Annotated in this window: 18 protein-coding genes; 10 read left to right on the forward strand and 8 right to left on the reverse strand. The window is 53.2% G+C overall.

Annotated elements, in window-relative coordinates:
• Positions 1 to 177: 177 nt before the first annotated feature.
• Positions 178 to 1,155, reverse strand: a complete 978-nt coding sequence (locus JIN87_RS25720) for a glycoside hydrolase family 5 protein (RefSeq protein ID WP_200359135.1) — start codon at positions 1,153 to 1,155, stop codon at positions 178 to 180.
• Between the two features lie 300 nt (positions 1,156 to 1,455).
• Between JIN87_RS25720 and JIN87_RS25725 the strand changes: the two genes are divergently transcribed.
• Positions 1,456 to 2,844, forward strand: coding sequence for a GH1 family beta-glucosidase (locus JIN87_RS25725; RefSeq protein WP_200359137.1), 1,389 nt, complete (start codon positions 1,456 to 1,458; stop codon positions 2,842 to 2,844).
• A gap of 199 nt (positions 2,845 to 3,043) precedes the next feature.
• On the opposite strand, the gene JIN87_RS25730 is transcribed toward JIN87_RS25725, so the two are convergent.
• From JIN87_RS25730 to JIN87_RS25745, 4 genes are all read right to left on the reverse strand, one after another.
• Positions 3,044 to 4,291: a M56 family metallopeptidase gene (locus tag JIN87_RS25730; protein ID WP_200359139.1), complete on the reverse strand. Its 1,248-nt coding sequence runs from the start codon at positions 4,289 to 4,291 to the stop codon at positions 3,044 to 3,046.
• Positions 4,288 to 4,674: a BlaI/MecI/CopY family transcriptional regulator gene (locus JIN87_RS25735; RefSeq protein ID WP_200359141.1), complete on the reverse strand. Its 387-nt coding sequence runs from the start codon at positions 4,672 to 4,674 to the stop codon at positions 4,288 to 4,290. Before JIN87_RS25735 ends, JIN87_RS25730 begins: the two co-directional genes overlap by 4 nt.
• A gap of 127 nt (positions 4,675 to 4,801) precedes the next feature.
• Positions 4,802 to 6,874 carry a TonB-dependent copper receptor gene (locus JIN87_RS25740; protein ID WP_200359143.1) on the reverse strand — a complete coding sequence of 691 codons (2,073 nt, stop codon included), beginning with the start codon at positions 6,872 to 6,874 and terminating at the stop codon, positions 4,802 to 4,804.
• Positions 6,875 to 6,998: 124 nt separating this feature from the next.
• Positions 6,999 to 7,379 (reverse strand): hypothetical protein, encoded by a 381-nt coding sequence (locus JIN87_RS25745; protein WP_200359145.1) that lies wholly within the window; start codon positions 7,377 to 7,379, stop codon positions 6,999 to 7,001.
• 349 nt (positions 7,380 to 7,728) lie between these two features.
• Here JIN87_RS25745 and JIN87_RS25750 point away from each other — a divergent pair, with 349 nt between their 5' ends.
• The 3 genes from JIN87_RS25750 (at position 7,729) to JIN87_RS25760 (ending at position 12,195) form a co-directional block, all read left to right on the forward strand.
• Positions 7,729 to 9,435 carry a GMC oxidoreductase gene (locus tag JIN87_RS25750; protein WP_200359147.1) on the forward strand — a complete coding sequence of 569 codons (1,707 nt, stop codon included), beginning with the start codon at positions 7,729 to 7,731 and terminating at the stop codon, positions 9,433 to 9,435.
• 1 nt (position 9,436) lies between these two features.
• Positions 9,437 to 10,000, forward strand: a complete 564-nt coding sequence (locus JIN87_RS25755) for a gluconate 2-dehydrogenase subunit 3 family protein (RefSeq protein ID WP_200359149.1) — start codon at positions 9,437 to 9,439, stop codon at positions 9,998 to 10,000.
• A gap of 170 nt (positions 10,001 to 10,170) precedes the next feature.
• A complete protein-coding gene (locus JIN87_RS25760; protein WP_200359151.1) occupies positions 10,171 to 12,195 on the forward strand; it encodes a glycoside hydrolase family 3 C-terminal domain-containing protein in 2,025 nt (674 codons plus the stop codon).
• Positions 12,196 to 12,265: 70 nt separating this feature from the next.
• Here JIN87_RS25760 and JIN87_RS25765 read toward each other — a convergent pair whose 3' ends face one another.
• Positions 12,266 to 12,613 (reverse strand): DUF4112 domain-containing protein, encoded by a 348-nt coding sequence (locus tag JIN87_RS25765; RefSeq protein WP_200359153.1) that lies wholly within the window; start codon positions 12,611 to 12,613, stop codon positions 12,266 to 12,268.
• 553 nt (positions 12,614 to 13,166) lie between these two features.
• On the opposite strand from JIN87_RS25765, the gene JIN87_RS25770 reads away from it, so the two are divergent.
• Positions 13,167 to 13,520, forward strand: coding sequence for a Rid family hydrolase (locus JIN87_RS25770; RefSeq protein ID WP_200359156.1), 354 nt, complete (start codon positions 13,167 to 13,169; stop codon positions 13,518 to 13,520).
• A gap of 41 nt (positions 13,521 to 13,561) precedes the next feature.
• Here JIN87_RS25770 and rtcR read toward each other — a convergent pair whose 3' ends face one another.
• Positions 13,562 to 15,154: an RNA repair transcriptional activator RtcR gene (gene rtcR, locus JIN87_RS25775; RefSeq protein ID WP_200359158.1), complete on the reverse strand. Its 1,593-nt coding sequence runs from the start codon at positions 15,152 to 15,154 to the stop codon at positions 13,562 to 13,564.
• 235 nt (positions 15,155 to 15,389) lie between these two features.
• Between rtcR and JIN87_RS25780 the strand changes: the two genes are divergently transcribed.
• The 5 genes from JIN87_RS25780 (at position 15,390) to JIN87_RS25800 (ending at position 20,827) form a co-directional block, all read left to right on the forward strand.
• Entirely contained in the window at positions 15,390 to 17,021 is a 1,632-nt protein-coding gene (locus JIN87_RS25780) for a vWA domain-containing protein (RefSeq protein WP_200359160.1), read from the forward strand.
• Between the two features lie 569 nt (positions 17,022 to 17,590).
• Positions 17,591 to 17,950, forward strand: a complete 360-nt coding sequence (locus JIN87_RS29110) for a zinc-ribbon domain containing protein (protein ID WP_200359162.1) — start codon at positions 17,591 to 17,593, stop codon at positions 17,948 to 17,950.
• Positions 17,951 to 18,109: 159 nt separating this feature from the next.
• A complete protein-coding gene (gene rtcA / locus JIN87_RS25790) occupies positions 18,110 to 19,138 on the forward strand; it encodes an RNA 3'-terminal phosphate cyclase (protein WP_200359164.1) in 1,029 nt (342 codons plus the stop codon).
• Positions 19,139 to 19,147: 9 nt separating this feature from the next.
• The gene (locus JIN87_RS25795; protein ID WP_200359166.1) at positions 19,148 to 19,411 is read left to right on the forward strand and encodes a DUF504 domain-containing protein; all 264 of its coding nucleotides are present in this window, start codon (positions 19,148 to 19,150) and stop codon (positions 19,409 to 19,411) included.
• Between the two features lie 27 nt (positions 19,412 to 19,438).
• Entirely contained in the window at positions 19,439 to 20,827 is a 1,389-nt protein-coding gene (locus tag JIN87_RS25800) for an RtcB family protein (RefSeq protein ID WP_200359168.1), read from the forward strand.
• 120 nt (positions 20,828 to 20,947) lie between these two features.
• Here JIN87_RS25800 and JIN87_RS25805 read toward each other — a convergent pair.
• On the reverse strand, positions 20,948 to 22,162 hold a 1,215-nt coding region (locus JIN87_RS25805; RefSeq protein ID WP_234033624.1), incomplete at its 5' end, for an ImmA/IrrE family metallo-endopeptidase.

Genomic DNA, 22,162 nt, shown 5'->3' on the forward strand with positions numbered 1-22,162 from the left:
GCGAACTCGTTGGTCGAGATTGACGCGATAGCTGAACAGCTCGCACTGAGGTACATGGGTTCCCATCATGACGGGAACCATCATGCTGGAACCTTCAGCCTCTCCAAGCTTGAGTTGGGAGAAACGACTGTCCTCTTGTTCTTTGGGCAACAGCCCGCAGAGCGTTGCCCTCCTGTTTTACTCCAATCCCGCCTTTTCGCGGAGGATCTTGCGAGTCGCTTTCGCGGACTCTTTGAGATCTGCTTCACTCCATGGTCCCGTGTCGCTTGCGCTTGGGTAGAGGAAGGAGCAGGTTTCGTCTTTGTCCGCTATAGACCAAGTGATCCAGCTGATCCCTCTCTCTTCCGCCCAGTCGCGCCAGACTTGCCAAGCTTCGTAGTCCATCGGACCGTCGCCTGATGCTTCCATGCCGGCTGATTCGGAGATGAAAATGGGAGCCCCTTTGCTAAGGGCGTAGTCACCGCGTTCGCGGAGGTAGTCGCCGTGGGTCGCTGCGTAGTAGTGCAGCGTGTACATGATATTGGATACGCCTTCGATTTGGTTGTCGGCGACGATGTGAAGGTCCTGGTCCCAATGCGGGTTGCCGACTAGAATGACATTGTCCGGATCGATTGCTCGGATGACGGAGATGACTTCTTCCGAGTAGGCCTTTACCTCTTCCCAGCTTTGCTTCACCGGCTCGTTGAAGATTTCGTAGATGACGTTTGGGTGGTGGCCGTACTTCTCGGCCATCTCGGCGAAGAAGGTTTTGGCCAAATCCAACTCGAGGTAGTGGGAGTGGAAATCGATGATAACGTAAATGTCGTTCTCAATCGCTCCGTCTATCACCTTGCTGATGATTTCGACCGCCTTTTCCGGCTCTTCGTTGTAGGTGAGCTCTGTTTCCTTGAAATGGATTCCCATCGCGGCCCGCACGACGTCGACACCCCAGTCGTCCTTCAGCCATTTGACCGACTCCTTGTTGTAGAAGCGCGGCCACCAGTTGTGCCATCCGTAGCTGACGCCTCGGAGCACGACGGCTTCGCCTGCCTCATTGACCAATTGGGTGCCCTCGACACGAAGAGCGGAGACCTTTGCAGGGTCTGAGTTCGATTGGTCGCAAGAGACAGTCATGACTGCGATTGTGAGTAGTAGACAAGTTGTTAGGGTTTTCATGACGGTAAGTTGAGCCGGGCAACATCTGCCTGACTTAGTGAAGCGTCAACTTCAGCAGGCCATAAGTCACGTAGGGGCTCCACTTTGGAAGGATTCTTCCAAAAGAGGGAGCTCAGAGGTCAGCTTTGCTTTCCCCAGTTGCTGCCGCGTTTTCGTCGAGGCAGGGTGGCGTTCGTTTGGAAGAGCAAACTTGAGTGAAGCAGGATTTGTCAGTCGGGGGGAGTTGAGGAGGGTGGCGTTTTGCAAATTCCGGGGACTTGCCTTTGTTGATTGGGTCCCTTTTCCAGCAGATTATAGCTTATGAAGACATTCCCTGACGGATTTCTATGGGGCACTGCCACTGCCTCCTACCAGATCGAAGGCGCTGCCGACAAAGATGGCCGTGCGCCTAGCACCTGGGATGCGTTCTCGCATACGCCAGGCCGCGTCAACAATGGCGACACAGGGGACCATGCTTGCGATCACTACCATCGCTGGGAAGAGGATATCGCCCTGATGAAGCAGATGGGAATCGGTTGTTACCGCTTTTCAATCTCATGGTCTCGCGTCATTCCAGCCGGAACCGGCGAGGTGAATGAAAAGGGCATCGAGTTCTACAACAAACTCATCGACGGGCTGCTCGCTCAAGGAATCGAGCCATGGGTGACGCTTTTTCACTGGGACCTTCCGCTTTCGCTGCAAATCGAAGAGGACGGTTTGCTGAGCCCGACGATAAAGGATCGTTTCGTCGAGTACGCCCGCGTTTGTTTCGAGCGTTTCGGAGATCGCGTGAAGAACTGGATCACGCTCAACGAACCGATGTGCAGCAGTATCCTAGGCCATGGTATCGGTGCTCATGCGCCAGGCCGCGTGTCCGAGACTGAGCCGTATGTGGCTGCTCATAACCTTTTGCGCTCTCACGCGTACATTGTGGATCTCTATCGCCGCGAGTTTCAACCAAAGCAAGGCGGCCAGATCGGGATCACCAACAACTGCGATTGGCGTGAGCCTTTGACAGACTCGATCGCCGACAAGGAAGCAGCCCAGCGTGGTCTTGAGTTCTTCCTCGGTTGGTACGCAGACCCAGTCTACTTCGGAAAATATCCCGATACGATGCTGGAGCTCGTTGGTCACAAGATGCCTAAGTTCACGGACGAGGAAGTGGCCTTGCTTCGCGGTTCTTCCGACTTCTTTGGTCTGAATCACTACACGACCATGCTTACCTCCGAGCCCGATCCAGATCGCGACGTGAAGAATCAGATCGTGCGTGGTAACGGCGGTATTTTCGACGACCAGCACATCACGCTTTCCCGAGAAGATGAATGGGAGCAGACCGACATGGGCTGGAACGTTGTTCCATGGGGGTGCCGCAAGTTGCTTGAGTGGATTGCGGAACGTTATGGCAATCCACCGATTTACATCACCGAAAATGGCTGCGCGATGCCTGGTGAAGACGACCGCGAAACTGCTCTCAATGACACTCGTCGTGTCGCGTTTTTAGAGGGCTATATCGGTGCTTGTCATGAGGCCATCCAGAACGGGGTTAACCTAAAGGGCTACATGTGCTGGAGCTTCATGGACAACTTCGAATGGGCATTTGGATACGATCGCCGCTTCGGTCTGCACTGGGTGGATTTTGAAACCGGCGAACGCCAACCGAAGGCTTCGGCAAAGTGGTATGCCGAGCTGACTAAGAACAACGGTTTCTAGTTCTCTCCAACGCCAAGATTGAAAATCTTGTGCTCGGTAGGGCTCGACCGCCGGGCGAGCCGCGTTGCTTGAATCTGCTTTTTGGCGTGCCCGGCGGTCACGCCCTACCAAAAAAAAGCGACTAGCCGAACTGGCTAGCCGCCTCCTGCTACGCGGAACTTTGGTAATCCTCGATCCCGCGTTTTAGGCCCAGAAAGGTTTAGGGCTGGAACTTGATGGGCATGCGAATGCGGACGTTTACCGCTTTGCCAGCGATTTCGCCGGGAGCCCACTGAGTTGCGGTGACCGCATCGAGCGAAGGTTGCTTGAACTCGTCGTGCGTGCTCTTGATCACTTTCGGTGAGAGGACTTTCCCTTCCTCGTTTAGTATCCACTCAACGACGACCCTGCCGGTGATCTTTTGATCATGCAGAGCTTTGGGATACTCGGGGGTAACCATCTCAATTGCTCTTGGGTGCACGTCTAGATCACTCATCGAGTAAATCTTGTCTTCGGTGCTTGCTGTTCGCGATTCGCTCGCAGTTAAGCTGGAAGAGGTTAATGCCACGAGACCCAGGAGACTCCACACCGCGAGATGCGTGAATAGTGTTTTCATTTTTGATTCCTTTTTGTTTTCGAAGGTTGTGATTTTGCGGATCCGTTTCTTGAGGGCTGCTGCACTGAAACTGGTCACCCAACGACTCGTGTAGTGAGTATTTAGTGACGCTGCTTTCACTAGGCACTTAGCGTAGTCGTGTGGTTCTTCGCCCTGGGATAGGGCAAACTCGTCACAAGCATGCTCGCTTTCGGAGCATAGCTTGTTGCGGAGCACCCATACGAGTGGGTGTAACCAAAACAATGCTACGATGACTTCGTGTAGCAGTCGCCACAGGTTGTCCTTACGACGGGCGTGGGCGATTTCGTGGCTGACGGCAGCCATCAGTTCTTTGTGCGACAGGGCGTCTAGAAACGCCGCGTTTACTATTATTCTGGGTCTAAAGTAGCCGACGAGTCCGATGGAGGAGACTCGATTGTCGATAAAAATTGGGAGTTCCTGAACCTCTTCTTTGTGGAGTCGATTCGAGGAGCCGAAGCTAAGCGTGCGATAGAATCCGATTGCTCGGGCGACTGCGAGAATAGTGAAGCCGGAGGCCCAAATCGCTAGCAAAAGAAAACTCCAGTCGCTTGGCGACTCCTGGGAAAGAGCCGAAGCTGGGCTGGCAAGGGGGGCGAAGGTCAAGTTGGCGATGGGTATCGATCGGAGCGTGTCGCTGTCGAAAACGTGAGACAGGAAGGGGCCGACTGGGACGAGGAACTTCGATAGGGCTAGTTGATAGAAGCGGAATCGGGTCTGCCCTTCTTGGAATCTGGCGATACTTACCAAAATGAGGACTCCGATTGCGAAGAGGGTGGATTCAGTGATGTGAACTGCCCAGAAATCGATGTGTGAAGAGTAGGCTGGGCTCATTGTTTCTTCTTTGACTCCTCGATGATTTTTTCGATTTCCGCGATGTCGTCCGAGGACAGTTTTCCGGATTGGGCCAGATGCGAGACGATGGGGCTCGCTGCTCCTTCAAGAAGCCCGAACAGTTCGTCTACCATCTCTCCGACGACCGATTTCCGCGAAATGGCAGGTTCGTAAATCCAAGCGTTGCCCACCTTTTTCACCCGTTTGATCGCTCCCTTGGCCTCGAGCCGGGTCACGATCGTTTGGGCCGTCGTGTACTCTGGCCTCTTGTCGTTCTGAGGCATTGCCTCGTGCGCTTCACGCAAAGTCGCCGCGCCGAGAGCCCAAAAGGACTGCATGACAAGCAGTTCGAGTTTCGAAAGTTTCGTTTCCGGCTTACTCATGAATAACAGTTGTGGTTTATAAAACTACAAACGTGGTTTAGTGCAAGTCAAATGTCGGATTATCACTCGAGCTCGAAGCGCTTTGGGATGAAGAGACCGGCGGGAGCCGGTCCCTTAGCGGTGTCGATTAGAAATCGGAGCTTAGGCGCGCCCAGAGTGTACGACCGGGTTCATTGATGCGTGTGGTTTGAGTGTAACCGTTGATCATTGATCCCGCTCTGCTGATATGCTCGGCGTAGGTTTCGTCGAAGAGGTTGTCGATCCCGGCTGCGAATCCCCAGTATTCATTGAAGCGATACGAACCGTGAAGAGAGAAGACGGCGAAGCCATCTGTGGGGCCGATGTCCTGTCCGACTATATTGCCTTGTTTGGAGGCGTAACGATTCTGTTCGGCGACAAATCGGGCGATGTAGCCGAAGGACCAGTCTTGCCTGCGGCGTCCACCTTCGAATGTGAACTCCATAGGCGATATTTGAGCGAGGGGGAGTTGATTGGTGTCGTTCGTGCCGTGTGTGTATGCGAGAGCGCCGCTTGTATACCAACCTAGATCGTTTTGATACGAGAGCTTTGCTTCTCCGCCCCAGGTCGTGGCTTCGATATTCCTTACTACGGTGGCAGACCGGTTCATCATGCCTGAGGGTTTTTCGTAGCCTGATTCGACGAGGATGAAATCTTGATGGTCCGCAATGAAGAGGGAAGTGCTCAACTCAAGATCACTCCAGTGGCTAATACTGCCGATGTCGATTTGAGTGACGATTTCTGGGTCGGTATCGAATGAACTGATACTGCTTGTGCTCTCTTTATTGAAGAGCTCCCAATAGTCAGGAAAGCGTTGCGAATGTCCTAGGCCGGCGTGTAGCGAGGTGTTGCTGTTGGGCAACTCCCGCTCGAATCGGAGGAAACTGCTGGCGAGGGTTTCGCTGCGATCTTGGCCGGATGTAGGATTTGGCAGCATGGCTGGATTCATCATGCCGATGCGGATCATTTTGCGTTTGTCTGTAGCGTTCCAAAAGTCGACTCGACCTCCAAAGACGAGGGTATCGTTCTCCGAGAGGTTGTATTCGAATTCTCCGAACAGACCTGCTTGGTCGAAGGTCGCATCTTCGACTCGAACGAGGCTCTTGTAGCCAGAGACTGCTGGCCCCATGGCTTTGCGGATGCTGTGCTCGTTCGACTGGGTGTCGAAGCCGACTGTGGATTCGAGTTTATGCCACGGTGCGAGTTCGGCTTTGATGGAGGCTCCGGTAGTGAGGCGGTCTGGGTTGGAGACCATGGGCATAGCCAGCATCTTGGTAGGCATGAAGTCGCGGAGTGTGAAGTTGTCCATCACGTGGTCGACGTAGTTGTAATACGCCTGCGCATCGACGCTATTCACTATGCCTTCAAGCTGGTTCGCTCTGTAGCGGAGTTTGTGTGAGGAGCGCTCGAATGCGACTCCGTCCATTCCTCGGTCCGCATAGGCTGCTTGGCCGTCACTGAGAGCTGCACTGTATTCGAGGACAGAGGTGTCATTGGGTGTCCACCCGATGGCGGCTTGGGTATTCCAACGCTCGTATTCAGAATTGTATACGTTTTCGTCGCCGTCTTGATAGTCACCGGCTTCCGACCATGAGCCATGCAGGAGAGCGTAGAGGGAATTGTTTCCTGCGAGCGCTTCTGCAGATAAGTCGCGACGGCCGTAGCTGGCTATGTTCGAAGTGAGTTTAAAGCTGCTGCTTGGATTGGCGAAGCGAGGAACGTTTCGTTCGAAGAGGACGACTCCTGCACTCGAGCCTGGTCCATGCTGTACGCTTTGCGGCCCTTTGAGAAGGGTCACTTGGTCGAAGGAGGAAGGGAAAATGTAGGCGGTGGGTGGATCCATTCGTTGACCGCAGCCACCGAGTGTACAGGTGCCATCCACAAGAATCGGGAGGCGCGAACCTGCCATTCCTCGGAAAGTGGGATCGCCGTCTGTGCCGCCCTTGCGGATAACCGTGAGACCCGCGATGTGTTTGAGGGCGTCGGCCCCGTCGTTGGCTGGAAGAGGTTGGATTGCTAGGGTCGGGTCGAAGGAGATTTCTCCGGGCGTTTGAGAGTCAGCCGATGTGACAACGAGTGGATCTAGGTCCACGGTTGGGGCCGTTTTGTTTTCTTGAGAGAGACCCTGTGGTCCTGATGCGAGTAGTGAGAGTGCGAGAAGGCACGTGTTTGTGTTATTCATGTTAATGAGATCAGATATTTGGGCACAGCTCCGCAGGGGGAGTTGTGCTGTTTTGCTTCGTTGATGCCCGAGACGATGCTCACTTCGGGAAGTGGCAGTCTGGGTGCGGTTTTAGGGCGGGGCTTTAGGCGAAGCGAGGAGGCGGCGGATCCGTCTCCAGGATGATCTCTTGGTGCTGCTTTTCGGACAGAGCACCGTAACCGGAAAAAGTGTTTGGGGGAGTCTGGACCCTTGCTTCAGACGCGTTCTGGTGAAGGAGCGGTTTCGAGTCGCTGAGGGAAAGGGCAACGCTCTCGTTCATGCAGTCGCGAAACTCTTTTGAGAATTCGCAAATTCCGCACAACTCCTCTCCGGAGAAAGTGAGTTCAATGGCTTGAAGCGTTGGCATGGCCTTGTTGTAGGCATCGAACATTTTGCCCCAGGCGTAGGTTTGGATCGCGGCCGTATGAATTCCGTTGGCCATGAGAATGGTGAGAAAGCAGACGAGCGCTCCAAGCTGCGTCATTCGCTGCTTCAAAATTGTCGGCCTCCTGTTGGCCCGATTTTGTTCGATCACCATCCTGCCTTTGTCCGAGAGCTGTTTAGTGGAGTCAATGAAGCATTTTGAGCCAAGGCTAGCTGGTACTAAAACGGTCGGATATTTGGACAAATTCGTGAGTAGAGTTCATAAGAGTCAAAGATATGTATCAAAAGCTGTGCTTAAATGCACAAGTGGCCGAGACACGTTGACTTGGAGGGAGGCAATCCCTTTGGCTGAGGGCGTTTTTGAAGTGTGCCGCCCCTATCTACCCTAGGAACTTGGGAAGTTCATGTCCTAAGGAGCAGGCGCGTTAGCATCTAATCCAAGGCAGAAATTGAATATACAAGGTAAAGGAACAGAGGGGAATACCTTCGACGCCATCGTAATTGGCTCTGGGATCAGTGGTGGTTGGGCCGCCAAGGAGCTTGCAGAAAAGGGGCTCAAGACGCTCGTGCTGGAGCGTGGTCGTGACGTGAAGCATGGCGAGTACCCGACGGCTATGATGGAGTCTTTCGAATTCGAAGGGCGCGGTCAGGTATCCAAGGAAAGTAAGGAACGGCAGGCGAAGCAGGGACGTACCGGCTACACGACTCATCCGCAGTGCGCCCATTGGTTCGTGGACGATGTCGACCATCCGTATAGCGAGACGAAGCGTTTCGACTGGATGCGTGGCTACCACACCGGCGGACGCTCTCTGCTCTGGGGGCGTCAGTCCTATCGGCTCGGTGAAGTCGATTTTGAGGCTAACGCCAAGGACGGATTTGGCTGTGACTGGCCGATCCGCTACAAGGACATCGCTCCGTGGTACGACTATGTTGAGGACTTTGCGGGGATCAGCGGCAAAGCGGAAGGGCTACATCAATTGCCGGACGGGAAATTCCTCCCGCCGTGGGACATGAATTGCGTTGAGGAACACACGGCTCGAAAGATTCGCGAAACCTTCTCTGATCGTATCATGACGATCGGCCGTACCACGAACCTAACGGTACCTCACAAAGGCCGCGGACCGTGCCAAGCGCGTAACCGCTGTATTCGCGGTTGTCCGTACGCTGGCTACTTCAGCAGTAACTCCGCGACTTTGCCGGCTGGCTTTGCAACCGGAAACCTGTCGCTACGACCTTTCTCCATCGCGAGCGAAATCCTTTACGATAAGGAGAAGGGCAAGGCGATCGGAGTGCGGGTCATCGATGCAGAGACGAGCGAGGCCATCGACTACTTCGCGAAGGTGATTTTCTGCTGCGCGTCTGCAGTGGCGTCGACCTACATTCTCATGAACTCCAAGTCGGACCGTTTCCCGGAAGGGCTTGGCAACGACAGTGGAGAGCTCGGGCACAACCTCATGGATCACCACTTCAAGGTGGGCGCGAGCGGCATCATCGATGGCTTCGAAGACAAGTACTACACCGGCCGCCGTCCGAACGGGATCTATATCCCGCGTTTCCGAAACGTGAGCAAGGAGACGGAGCGAAAAGACTTCGTTCGCGGATATGGTTACCAAGGTGGAGCGAGTCGCTTGAATTGGGCCCGAGGAATCGCGGAGTTCGATCGCCTCGGCGAAGACTTCAAGGCGGACATGATCGCTCCTGGCCCATGGCGCATGGGAATCGGGGCGTGGGGTGAGCACTTGCCTTACCACGACAACAAGATGACCCTCGACTACAAGAATACCGATAAGTGGGGGCTTCCGACCATCAACTTCGATGCGGACTACAAGGAGAACGAGATGGCCATGCGCAAAGACGCTCAGGCCTCTGCGATCGAGATGCTCGAAGCGGCTGGCTTCAAGAATGTGCAAGGGTTCGATACTGGTTCCGCGCCAGGACAATGTATCCACGAAATGGGAACGGCTCGTATGGGCCGGGATCCAAAGACATCGGTGCTCAATGGCTTTAACCAAGTTCACGCATCGCCAAACGTATTCGTGACAGATGGTGCCTGTATGACCTCGTCTGCCTGCCAAAACCCATCGCTTACCTACATGGCTTTGACCGCTCGCGCTGCGGACCATGCGGTTAAGGAACTGAAGAAAGGAAACCTTTAAGATGAATCTTTCCCCAAGAGAACAGGAGAACGAATCTGGAATCAATCGTCGCGAAGCGATCAAACGTGCTGCCTTGATGCTCGGCGCTGCCGTATCGGCATCCACTTTTGCCGGCTGCATGGGAGCTGATCGCCCGGCGGCGGGATCGGGTTCAATTTCGCTCAGCAATACGCAGGCGGGAATCGTGAAAGCTGCGGCCGATCTCATTTTGCCCAAGACCGATACACCTGGCGCCCTTGATGTAGGAGTCCCCGAGTTTATCGATCTGTGCTATGGCAAGTACATGAGCGCGGAAGAGAAGCAGGATTTCGACAAGGGGCTCGCTGCCTTCGAAAAGGCAGGCTTCCTGAAAGCCGATGCCTCGGCTCAGATTCAGTTGCTTAAGAACGTGGACAAGAAATCCCGGAAGTTCGTGAGACATCTGCGCGAGCTGACCATCGTCGGCTATTTCACCGCTGAGGAAGTCGCCAAGAACGTGCTCCGATTCGATCCAGTTCCCGGCAAGTACGTCGGCTGCGTCCCGATTTCCGAGACCGGCAACGTGCTCATGAGCGAGCCACGGTAAAGTAGGAGGGCAATGTGTCTTCGCTGTGCTCGAGTGTCGCCCCTGGCTCGGAACCGTCATTGCCTTGCTTCCCACCACCTCATACACAAGCGCTGAGTTTTTCTGGTCTCGCTGAAGTGGGATTCTAGAAGTCGGGTTTCCATTTTCCGAACTTCTGACAGAATACCGCTATGTACCCGAAAAACTCCTTCGAAGACTCCTCCGCTTGGGCGGAAGGCATCCTTTCGCAAATGACCCTCGACGAAAAGTGCGACTACGTCGGGGGCGAGGATATCTTCTATACCAAGGCGATAGAGCGGCTCGGTATCAAGCGGGTCATGATGAGCGATGCGACTGCTGGCATCCACCTGCGCGATCGTTTCAACGAATTCACCTACCAGAATGCGATCGAGAAATCGACCGCCTTCCCGTGCCCGCTCCAACTCTCCGCTACCTGGAACCCAGAGCTTTCCGAGCAGTTCGCCAAGGGCGTCGCTGAAGAAGCCCTCGCAGCAGGGATCGGCATCCTCTTAGGACCAGGTTTCAATATCTACCGTCAGTCTCAGTGCGGCCGAAACTTCGAGTACTTCGGCGAAGATCCGTTCCTCACTTCCCGCATGATCGAGACCTACATCAAAGGGGCTCAGGACACCGGGGTGGTGGCTACCATCAAGCACTTCGTCGCCAACAACACCGACTACTTCCGTCGCAAGAGCAACTCGGTCATCGACGAGCGCACGCTTAACGAAATCTACATGCCGGCCTTCAAAGCGGGAATCGAAGCTGGTGTCCTTGCCGCCATGACCTCCTATAACCTCGTTAACGGCGAGTGGGCAGGCCAGAGCGAAGAAGTCATTAAAAAGCTACTACGCGAACACCTTGGTTTCAAATGGCTCGTCATGACCGACTGGTGGTCGGTCTTCGATGGGGCTAAGGTCGCCAAGTCCGGGCAAGATCTGGAAATGCCCGCTTGTCTGGCAACCATCGGGCTTGCCGATAAGGTGCGGGCTGGTGAAGTCGAAGAGGCAGATGTGGACCGAATGGTGAAGAGCATCCTTACCACGCTCAAGTCGATGGAACTCTTTGATCTCGAACCACGCGAAGATCTCGTCGCCAACTTCCCAATACACGAAGAGGTCGCTCTACAAACCGCTCGTGAAGGGACGGTCTTGCTTCGCAACGAGAAGAACATCCTCCCGCTAGCTGGAGACGAAGAGATCCTTCTGATCGGTGACTTCATCGAGAACAAAGCGCATGGCGGAGGCTCTGCTCGAGTGGACGGCTACGACACCGTGCAGTTGTTGGATGCTCTCAAGGCTGAATTCGGCGAACGCATCGCATTTGAAAAAGCCCCGTCCTGGGATCGTATCGCGTCAGCGAAACGAGTCATCCTCAGCGTCGGTACCATGGATAGCGAAGGCTGGGACCGTCCCTTCGAGCTGAAGGATTTCGACGAAAGCTTCATTCGCAAAGTGGTCGAGCTCAACGAGAACGTCGTTATCCTCGTGCACAGCGGTTCCGGTATTCGCATGACGGACTGGAATGATAAAGCCGCAGCGATCCTTTACTGCTGGTACAATGGTCAGAACGGCCACACCGCAGTGGCGGAAATCCTCTCCGGCAAGACGAACCCATCCGGTAAACTCCCAATCACCATAGAGAAGGACTTCGCCGACAGCGTGGACCCCGACTACGTGCCCGAAGGCGAACACCTCTACAGTAGCTGGAACGACGAGTGGGAAGCCGCACGCGAAAAGTATGACGTTAACTACGACGAAGGTATATTCGGTGGCTACCGTTGGTACGAGAGCAAGGAGATCGCTCCGCTCTATCCATTCGGACACGGCCTTTCGTATACGAAATTTGAATACTCAGATATCGATGTGTCGCAAAGCGAGTTCTCAGCCGACGATACCATCGAAGTCAGCTTCTCCGTTAAGAACGTCGGCGAGCAATCCGGAGCTGAGATTGCCCAGCTTTATGTCCGCGACGAGGAATCTTCACTGCCACGCCCAATCAAGGAGTTGAAAGGTTTCCGGAAAGTGGAGCTCGCCGCCGGAGAATCGAAAACGGTTACGCTCTCGCTCGATCGTGCCGCTTTCAGTTTTTGGTCTCCTGATCAAAAGGGCTGGGTTGCTGAAGCGGGTGAGTTTGAATTGATCGTGGGCGCTTCCAGCACGGATATCCGATTGAGTCGCAAAGTAATCCTAAGTTAGGGCGTGACGGCCCGGCACGCCGCATAGCAAGATTCCTGCAATGCGGTCCGCCACGGCGGTCGGACCCTACCTATTTCAGCCTCTCCAGCTCCTCCCTCAACGCTTGGGCATTTTTCAGATTGGATCGATAGGCCACATCGAATATGTCTCCGAGCAGAGGAACGGATCCAAGCAGCATGTCGAACAACTGTCGGCCGATCATGAGCAGCAGTGTGCGTTTCGAAACGCCATGCCGCCAGCCGACGATCAGGAAGTAGACGAGTGGCAACGCTGTCACCGAGTCGCCAACTCCTGGAATCAAACCAACTAAGGCATCCCAACCGAAGGTAATCTTAGTCCCCGGAATCCGAAACGCCGAGTCCATCAGTTTCGCAATCTGATCGACAGCTTTAAGGTCTTTTTCGAGTTGGGAGGGCATGCGGTTTCTTGAGTCGGAGGTACGGCTGTCGGGGCGAGAAATGCCGATACGGCAATACGAATTATTCTTTGAGGATGCTTCGTCTAAATAGCTTCTGAGGAAAAATGCAAAAATCTTGTCACCTCTATTCCGCGGTTGGGCACTTGCTAGCATAGAAACAAAACAAATCTTTAAAACGCTCAACCATCCAAAATCATGACGCTCGTAATTGCTTATTCCGTTTTAGTTCTCGCAACCCTTGTCTGTACTTTAATTTCCGATACAGAGACTGCAGGCGGTTATTGATACCGATAAATAGTTTAATCCAAAGAGCTCAGATGTATTCGCATCGAGCTCTTTTTTTTTGTTCATTACTAAATTCAGTAGAAATAAGCATCGGCCTGATGGTGGAACGGCCGCTCCGCGGGCGTTGGCTCTTAATAGTCACCCGCGGAGCGGCTGACCCACCCGAGCGTCCCTTTCCCCAGCTGCCAAAATCAAGTTGCTTCCAATGTATTAGCTGATGAGCTTTTTTGGTCTTTCTCTTTTCTGAAATGAGGTTAGCTCATGCGTCATGAGCATTGAGCGACAAGAAACCAAGAAGCGCATGAGCCGAATCGTCATTCATAATGACACCGTTTATTTATGCGGGCAGGTCTGCAAGGATGCCACGAAAGGCATCGTCGAACAGACGGAGACGATGCTCGAGAAAGTAGATGAGCTTCTGCTTCAGTCTGGATCGGACCGTGAGCATATGTTGTCCGCGACTGTTTATGTGCGAGATATGAAAGATTTCGCCGCCATGAATGAAGTTTGGGACGCCTGGGTCCCAGAGGGCCATGCCCCAGCTCGCGCGTGCGTGGAAGCAAGAATGGCACGCCCAGAACTGCTAGTAGAGATCTCCGTGATCGCCGCGGTTAAACGGTAGTGTTCTTGTACTGTAATTTCGGAAACAGAAATTAGCCGAAGTTACGAGCAGACGCTTTCCCACTTTAGCCCGAACTTAGCTAGGTATTTGCGGAGTCGGTCGGAGTCGTTGCTGGTCTTTTTGTTGAGGCGGGAGATGGCGAAGAGTTTGCGGCCGGCTTCGGATAGGTTTCGCGATTCGCGGCAGGTGCGGATGACTTGAGCGAGCTGTGGTTTGTCGAAGGGATCAATCGAGGAGGCCTCCGCATCGAGAACCTCTTCGAGGATGAGATCGTCCGCTTGTTCTTGCTTCGTGCCTTTCCAGCTTTTTTGCAGGCGGGAGATTTCGGACTCAACGATCTCCAAGTTGATGCGTCGAGTGCCGGCGAGCGTAGCCATGCGGGTGACACTTGCATTCAGGTCGCGGAAGTTTCCTGTCCATTTGGACTCGGGATTGGTGGCGAAGCTCTCGTAGGCCCGTTTTGCTTCTTTGTTGAAGATGGCCTGGCGGCCGTGGTCTTCGGCGTATCGGGAAAGTTCGTACGCGATGTTCGGTTCGATGTCTTCCTTACGGTCGCTGAGACCCGGTAATTGGTAGGACCAGAGGTTAATGCGGGCGAGGAGATCTTCCCGAAAATTTCCTTTGGCGACCTCTTCAGAGAGGTCTCGATTAGTGCCGGAAATGAGGGTAAAATCGCTTTCGGTTTCCTGGTCGGAACCGAGTGGTAGGAATCGCTTCTCCTCGATGGCCCGCAAGAGCATGGCTTGTTCGTCGAGACCGAGCTCTCCGATTTCGTCTAAGAACAGTACGCCTTTGTTGGCGGATTTTAGGAGGCCGCCGCGGTCGTCTAGGGCTCCGGTGAAAGATCCCTTCTTGTGTCCAAAAAGTGCTGACATGGCGGCGTCGCCGCGGAGGGTGGCACAATTCACTTCGACGAACGCTCCGGAAACGCCACGCTTGGAGCGTTTCACTTCGTAGATGCGGCGAGCGAGCTGGGACTTGCCTGCTCCGGTGGGGCCGGTGATCAGGATGGGGTGGGGCGAGCGGATGGCGACTTGCTCGATCTCCCGGATCATCGCGTTGAAGGATTTGTTACGCGTAGCGATGCCGGACTTGAGCTGGGTTTCGACATCTTGTTTTTCAATCTCGAAGCGGGCGGCGAGCTGATCGTAACGGGAGAGGTCGAGATCTATAATGCGGTAGTCGCCTGGATTTCCGACGCCTGCTCGCTTAGGAGGGGAGGTCTGGATGAGGCGAGCTGGGAGGCGGCGTGACTCCGCGAGCAAGAACAAACAAATCTGACACACATGTGTCCCGGTGGTGATATGAACAATGTAGTCCTCGTTGTCGGTATCGAAGGGGTAATTGGCCGCGAAGTCGTAGAGGGCTCCGTAGACGCTCTCCAAATCCCAAGGGTCGCCCATGTTGACCTCGTGTTGGTTGACCTCCGTCTCGGGGGAAACTGAGGTCATGTCCTCGGATACTGTTTTCGCGAGTTTGGCGAACCTCGGCTCGTAGAGCAGCTCGAAACGATCGATGAGCAAGTCCTCCTGCTGGAGAAGTGAGACGGTGGGGCGCCAACGATCCCATCGTTTGTGGGGCTCAAAGGAATCAAGCTGAACTCCTAGAATGCCTATCGAAACAAGCTTCTTCATTGGAAGAATATTGAATAGATAGATAGAAAATATTCTAGGATAAATTGAAATCCGAGGTCGCCTAAATCGGCCCGAATTTCTGGAGAGGGATTTTTATCTTTTTTAAAACGTTAATAGATAGATAGTTGAGGTTGTTTTAGATGCAGGAAAAACGTCTTGGCACGTGTCGTGTTAATAGGAGGTCAAGTTCAGCAAAACGCTGGAATGCAACTCATCCAAAAGGAGAACGATACAAATGGCTAACAAGACACTATTCCAAACAGTACGAGGAGCTTTGATCCCTGCCGCCGGTACGGAAAACAAGGCTGGTGGAGTCGCCTATAAGCGCAGCTCGAAGCAAGCTCTTGCTCATTACGTCGCTACCGGTTGTCTAAACCAGTCGTTCTACGCTTCCGCTGATGAGCAGTTGGATAAGATAATCAGTTTGTGCAAGGACGTCGAGAGTGGCTATATCGCTCGGCTTGCCATCTACGCTCGCAACTCGTCCTACATGAAGGATACGCCTGCGTTATTGTGTGCGGTTCTGAGCCTTCGCGACTCGCAGTTGTTCGATCGAGTGGCCTTCAAGGTTCTCGATAGCGCTAAGATGATTCGGACGTTCGTACAGATTATGCGTTCAGGAGCAGTGGGTCGGAAGTCTCTTGGATCTCGTCCTAAGCGATTCATCCAAGAGTGGTTGTTCAACCTTTCTGACGATCAGCTGTTTCGAGCTTCGGTAGGCCAGTCTCCATCGATCGCAGACATCATCAAAATGGTGCATCCACGTCCTCGTGACGCGAACCGCGCTGCTTTGTATGCGTATTTGATCGGTCGTGACTACGATGCTGAATCTCTTCCTGCCTTGGCTGCCGAATACGAAACGTTCAAGGAGCGAGCCCTAAACGGCCCTAATCCCCCTTCTCTCAAGAAGGCGATTCGTATGTATCGAAAGTCAAAGGACAGTGTAGTTTCTAAGCACGTACCAGACGTACCATTCCAATTGCTGACGGCATTGCCGATTGGTTTCCAGGAATGGGCAGCGATTGCAAGCAACGCGCCTTGGCATATGACTCGAATGAATCTGAATACGTTTCAACGTCACGGCTTGTTCGAAAGTTCAGAGATTGTAGATTTGATCGCGGAGCGTTTACGGAATGCGAAGTTGATTCGCCGTTCCCGAGTGTTTCCTTATCAGTTGCTCGCTGCTTTCAAGAATGCGGAATCGTCGATCCCACGTAAGATCAAGAATGCGTTGCAAGACGCGCTCGAGATCGCGGTGGAAAACGTACCATCCGTTTCTGGAAAGGTTGTAATCTGCCCAGATTCATCAGGTTCGATGCATAGCCCAGTGACGGGATACCGAAAGGGTTCGTCTTCTGCGGTTAAGTGCGTGGATGTAGCAGCCCTCGTGGCAGCAGCGTTCCTTCGCAAGAATCAGGATGCTCAGGTCTTGCCATTCATGGAAAAGGTGATCGATGTCGACTTGAACGCTCGCGACAGCGTGATGACCAATGCGAAGATTCTATCGAATCTTGGATACGGCGGTACTAACTGCTCTGCTCCACTGGTTCAATTGAATCAACGCGGCGAAACACCTGATCTGGTTGTTTTCGTGTCGGACAATGAGTCGTGGGTTGATAGCGGCAACGCTCGTCAAGGTACGGCTGTGATGCGCGAGTGGGAGAAGCTTAAGACACGTAACCCTTCCGCGAAGCTAGTTTGTATCGATATACAACCTGGCGAAACGCAACAGGCAACGACACGACGCGATATTCTGAATATCGGAGGATTCTCGGATTCTGTGTTCTCCACGATAGCGGACTTCGCGAACAACCCGATTGATCGAGATCATTGGATCAAGGTCATCGAAGCTGTCGAAATACCATAAAAGTTAACGAGGTAGGGACTGACGGCCCGGCATTCCGCAGCCGGTCCGCCCGGCGGTCGGACCCTACCTTCAAAATCTGTTCTTCATATTTCTTACGTCTCTGCGAATGCAGATAGGACTACATCGGCTTATGGGAGTTCGAATCTCCCCGGTTGGTTGGGGTTTCCTAATCAACTGAAAACGTCCTCTCTAGATTTGTCGCAGTTCTTGTATTCAACTTTAAACTATTTTCATCGTGCGAATGCCGAAATGACTACATGCTTTAGGTGCAGCGGGTCGTGGGTTCGAGTCCCACCGCGCCGACCATTTACCGGCGCGTAGCTCAGTGGTAGAGCAGCTTAAATTGTCATTTCAAAATTAGTCGCACGATCTTCTTTACAGGATCTATCTCTTCACGCGAATGCAGATGGGACTACATTCATTAACCTATTGGTTGCAGGTTCGAGTCCTGCCGTCGCCTACATTGGTCGGCGTAGCTCAATTGGGTAGAGCAGTAGCAAACGTCTCATCGATTCCTTGTCGCGTGATCAGAGCATGATCCATGATTTTAATGCTAACCTCATGCTACGATGAAAATTCAGCTTTCGAGAAAAGTCCTCAAGAGAAAGAGGGCAGAGAAAAAGGAACGAAGACGGCTTTCTGCTTTGGCTAAGGCGGGACGCTTGGTAGCAGGGGTAGAAATCCCTCCGGGCGTTTTGGCTGCCGATCCGTTTCGTCAAGTCTATGGAGGTCAGTACGCGGTAAAATACTACTACAAAGATATTAGCTATCAATGCAGTGGCTGTGGGAAACATGGCACTTGGTCCGCTGAACAGCAGAAACGATACTTCGAAGAACAAAAAGGAAACATTTTCAATGAGCCAAAGTGGTGCCATAGGTGTCACCGGAAGCGAATGTTGGCACGCTACGGTCCGAAAGAGACACAATGAATTTGCCCTCATTTAATCACGCTATTTCAACCTATTAATCCCAAATCACTCTGCAGCGAATGCTGACGGAACTACATATCGGCATACTATAAAGTAAAGGGTTCGAGTCCCTTCTGTTTCGTTTCACTTAGTCGCTGCATCCAAATTTCAATTACTACAATGACAACAATCAACATAGATGGTTCTCTAGGCGAGGGCGGTGGACAGGTGCTTCGAAGCTCATTGAGCTTATCGATGATCACGGGTCAGCCGTTCCGCATTGAGAAGATTCGTGCCAAGCGTGCGAAACCAGGCTTGATGCGACAGCATCTGACCTGCGTGCGAGCGGCTGCGGAGATCTGCGGAGCCAAAGTGGAGGGAGCAGAGCTGAAGTCTCAAGAGCTGAGCTTTGTGCCCGGTAAGGTAAAGACTGGTGAATACAGCTTTGCAGTGGGAACTGCGGGCAGCACATCGCTTGTTTTCCAGACCGTGTTCCTTCCTCTATTGCTCGCAGATGGCGAATCAATCGTTCAATTCGAAGGGGGTACGCACAACAGTAAGGCACCTAGCTTTGACTACATCTCCGAGGTCTTTATGCCCGTCGTGCGACGTATGGGGGCGGAGGCTGAGCTCGAGTTAGTGCGAGCTGGATTCTACCCAGCTGGCCAAGGTCAGTTCGTGGCGGAGATTGGATCTGTAGATTCTCTCAAACCGATTGAGCTGTTGCGGCGTGGAGGGCTGAAGTCTCGCTTGGCAGTCGCTGGCTTGTGCAATCTCGAGGAGCGAATCGGTAAACGTGAGCTATCGGAGCTTTCAAAGGTGTTGGATTTGAATCTCAAAGAGATGAACGTCCACCACTATGAAGGGGCGGCTGGCGCGGGTAACGTGCTTTCGATGGCTTACGAGTTCGATGAACTGACTGAGATCTTCACTGGTTTTGGCGAGAAGGGCGTAACGGCTGAGTTCGTAGCCAAACAGGTTGCGAAAGAAGCGGCTCGGTACGCAAAGGAAGAAGCCCCGGTGGGCGACTACCTCGCTGATCAATTGCTGCTTCCCTTCGCTCTTGTTGGAGGTGGACGCTTTAGGACGCTGGCATTGAGTCAGCATTTTCTGACAAACAAAGATATTATAGAGAAATTTCTCGATGTTGAGATCGAGACCACACGGGAGAGCCGACTCTCCTGGCTGGTCGAGATCAAAACCAAATGAGTTGTAACCATGCAACCAATACATGAACTACTGAGCCGAATTCGCTGGGACGAAGCGTTCGGGAATGGCGACTTTGAAGTCGCTTACCTCGAACGCGGCCAGGCAACGCTCGAAAGAGTGAGCCTGGAGAACGTCGAATTCGAAAAAGGAAACTCCTTTTCCTTTACTGCTCTCTGTGGGGACAAACAAGAACACGACATCCCCTTCCATCGAGTACGAGAAGTGTACAAGAACGGAGAGCTTATCTGGAAGAGACCAGACCCTCAGGAGTGAGAGAGCGATTGCTCTCAAAAAGAAAAGATGAAGAACAAAGATTTAATTGAGATAGGAATCCCAGCTGGAGAGCCAGCTCGGGTGGCAATGGAAATAGTTAAGCAGCTAGCGATCGGTGGAAAGCGTGCGTCGGATATGAAGTTGATTCTGTCCGCCGTTGTTCAGAAGCCGAGCGACTTTCTGGAGGATGCGATCCTTGGCGACCTAGCGGAAAAGCTGGCCGGAAAGCGTTACATCGCTCGCGAAACGCCTGCTCCCTACCGTCAGTGGGGAGCGGACCTAGAGGACAAGTCCATTCAGCAAATGTTGAATGGATGTAGTCTGCCGGTTGCGGAACGAGGTGCGCTGATGCCGGATGCTCACCCAGGCTACGGTCTACCGATCGGCGGCGTGTTGGCGACTAACAACGCTGTGATTCCGTACGCCGTCGGAGTGGACATCGCATGCCGAATGAAGCTGAGCGTATTCGATATTCCAGTGAAGCGTCTGCTTCGTGACGAAGGAAATGGTCGTTTCACGGGAGCTCTGAATACGGAGACCAAGTTTGGTGTGGGCGGTTTCTTCAAGGAGAAGCGCTTGCACGACGTTATGGATCGTGATTGGTCGGTTTCGCCGATCACGCAGCAAAACAAGGACAAGGCTTGGAAGCAGCTCGGAACCAGCGGAAGCGGTAACCACTTCGTAGAGTTTGGTGAGATCGAGATAACGGATACGTCACTCGGCGTGGAACCAGGTACCTATGTGGCTTTGATGAGCCATAGCGGTAGCCGTGGAACCGGCGCGAACGTGGCGGCTCATTACTCTAAGCTGGCTCGCGAGAGCCATCCGGAGCTTCCGAAGGATCTGCAGCATCTAGCGTGGCTGGATCTCGATTCCGAAGCCGGTCAGGAATACTGGCAGGCGATGGAGTTGATGGGTCACTACGCGGCAGCCAACCACGCCTGTATCCATAAACATGTAGCAGAGAATCTTGGCCTTGAGCCGATCCTCGACGTGGAGAATCACCATAACTTCGCGTGGAAGGAAAAGCACGACGGCAAGGAAGTCATCGTTCACCGAAAGGGAGCGACGCCAGCAGGCGAAGGCGTGCTGGGAGTGATCCCAGGTTCGATGGCGAGTCCGGCTTACGTGGTGCGTGGAAAGGGTAATGCGGAATCTCTAAACTCGGCCTCCCATGGAGCAGGTCGGGTAATGAGCCGTAAGCAAGCTGCCTCCAAGCTGAACTGGAAGGACGCGAACAAGCTCCTGAAGGATCGCGGAGTCCGCTTATTGTCGGCAGGCATCGACGAAGTGCCGAACGTCTACAAGGACATCGACGAAGTCATGGCCGCCCAGTCAGACCTCGTTGAACCACTCGCCCGCTTCTTCCCTCGCTTGGTGAAGATGGCTCCTGCGGGAGAGCGACCGGAAGACTAATCCCCAGCCAGTTGGCGTCCATTTGAGCATTAGCTCGTTTAGTGGGGCCCAGCTGGCTTTTTCTTTGGTGCCGGCGGGGAGGGAGTCGGCGACTGATTGGGGTGAGTTTTCAGAACAACTTCACTCGAGTCCGAGAAGCTCCCTGACTTCTCCGTGGCCCATGACTGGATTGAATAGGCGGTAGTTACCAGTATCCTTGCGTATTCGCCCTGCGATGACAGAGGGGTGAATCATGCGCCGTTTAGACTCTTGGCGAACTGATGCTAGGTCTGTGCAACGAAGCAAGATCTCCGGCCATTCGGTTTCTGGGATGAATGCCTCTAGCGCAAACCTGTCTGCTTCTTCCTCTTTTGGCTGATGTGATTCTTTGTCTAGCTCTACATCGATTTTGTCTCCGTCCTGCTTCAGGTGGAGATGGACGTGCGCTAGTTCGTGAAACAAGCAGAACCAAAAATTGTCGAGACGGTTGTACCGAATGGTTAATGCAATAACTGGCCTTCCTGCGGGACCATTGAGGGCTGCTCCGTCAAGGTAAGTTCTTGGGAGGCTGTCCTCGAATACTACCGCTATACCGCGATCTCTCAGTGCGTCTACTGCGAGTCTAGGACCCTCTTTCTGAGAGCTAAGAAGAGCTAGTTGCTTGGCAAACGAAGCATCGACTAAGCTAGGTAGATATGGAGGCAGCGATTCAACTTGTTCAGCGGCTTGTCGCAATACTTGGGCTTTCCAGGCGTGTAGCGCGAACTCGTCGTAGACTTTCCGTTTGTCATTTCGTTGCCGTAGTAATGCTGGAATCGCTTGTACTTCACCGGCTCCTTGAAACAAGTCATCCAGTACTGCCGAAGCATTTTTCTTAAACTCTCGCAGATCTTTGAAGAGTCCTTTGGGTTTGTACCAGCGGTTGTAAATTTCTTTGAGGGGGTATTCCTCGACGGGAATCGCTTCGGTTGCCAGTGGTTCTGCCTTTCCGAGTAAGATGTCTCCAGGGATTCCTAGTTCGGTTGAAAGCCGTCTCATCATAGATACCGATAGAGGCCGTTTCCGGTTCAACACTTCCGATACCTTGGATTTGCTTCCGAGGAATGGAATCAAGTCGTTTGGCGATAGTCCCTGCTGTTCCATGCGAAACTTTATAGCTTCGATTGGGTCCGGTAGCTCGCGATCAAAGTGATCCTTTTCATAGGACTCGATCAAAAATGCGAGTAACTCAAGTTCATCTTCTTCAGGTGAATCAGATGTAGGATTTGCATCCATCAAGGAGGACAAACGCTCAATTGCTTGTGCGTGCTCTTCCTTTGTTTTGATGAGTTTGGTTTTCATAGCAGGAATAGGGGG

This window comes from Pelagicoccus mobilis (genome assembly GCF_016595505.1).
In the GTDB taxonomy this organism is placed as follows: Bacteria; Verrucomicrobiota; Verrucomicrobiia; order Opitutales; family Opitutaceae; genus Pelagicoccus; species Pelagicoccus mobilis.

Coding starts and splice junctions, on each gene's coding strand:
- JIN87_RS25720 (WP_200359135.1), bottom strand. CDS start 1,155: ATGAAAACCCTAACAACTTGTCTACTACTCACAATCGCAGTCATGACT.
- JIN87_RS25725 (WP_200359137.1), top strand. CDS start 1,456: ATGAAGACATTCCCTGACGGATTTCTATGGGGCACTGCCACTGCCTCC.
- JIN87_RS25730 (WP_200359139.1), bottom strand. CDS start 4,291: ATGAGCCCAGCCTACTCTTCACACATCGATTTCTGGGCAGTTCACATC.
- JIN87_RS25735 (WP_200359141.1), bottom strand. CDS start 4,674: ATGAGTAAGCCGGAAACGAAACTTTCGAAACTCGAACTGCTTGTCATG.
- JIN87_RS25740 (WP_200359143.1), bottom strand. CDS start 6,874: ATGAATAACACAAACACGTGCCTTCTCGCACTCTCACTACTCGCATCA.
- JIN87_RS25745 (WP_200359145.1), bottom strand. CDS start 7,379: ATGACGCAGCTTGGAGCGCTCGTCTGCTTTCTCACCATTCTCATGGCC.
- JIN87_RS25755 (WP_200359149.1), top strand. CDS start 9,437: ATGAATCTTTCCCCAAGAGAACAGGAGAACGAATCTGGAATCAATCGT.
- JIN87_RS25760 (WP_200359151.1), top strand. CDS start 10,171: ATGTACCCGAAAAACTCCTTCGAAGACTCCTCCGCTTGGGCGGAAGGC.
- JIN87_RS25765 (WP_200359153.1), bottom strand. CDS start 12,613: ATGCCCTCCCAACTCGAAAAAGACCTTAAAGCTGTCGATCAGATTGCG.
- JIN87_RS25770 (WP_200359156.1), top strand. CDS start 13,167: ATGAGCATTGAGCGACAAGAAACCAAGAAGCGCATGAGCCGAATCGTC.
- rtcR (WP_200359158.1), bottom strand. CDS start 15,154: ATGAAGAAGCTTGTTTCGATAGGCATTCTAGGAGTTCAGCTTGATTCC.
- JIN87_RS25780 (WP_200359160.1), top strand. CDS start 15,390: ATGGCTAACAAGACACTATTCCAAACAGTACGAGGAGCTTTGATCCCT.
- JIN87_RS29110 (WP_200359162.1), top strand. CDS start 17,591: ATGAAAATTCAGCTTTCGAGAAAAGTCCTCAAGAGAAAGAGGGCAGAG.
- rtcA (WP_200359164.1), top strand. CDS start 18,110: ATGACAACAATCAACATAGATGGTTCTCTAGGCGAGGGCGGTGGACAG.
- JIN87_RS25795 (WP_200359166.1), top strand. CDS start 19,148: ATGCAACCAATACATGAACTACTGAGCCGAATTCGCTGGGACGAAGCG.
- JIN87_RS25800 (WP_200359168.1), top strand. CDS start 19,439: ATGAAGAACAAAGATTTAATTGAGATAGGAATCCCAGCTGGAGAGCCA.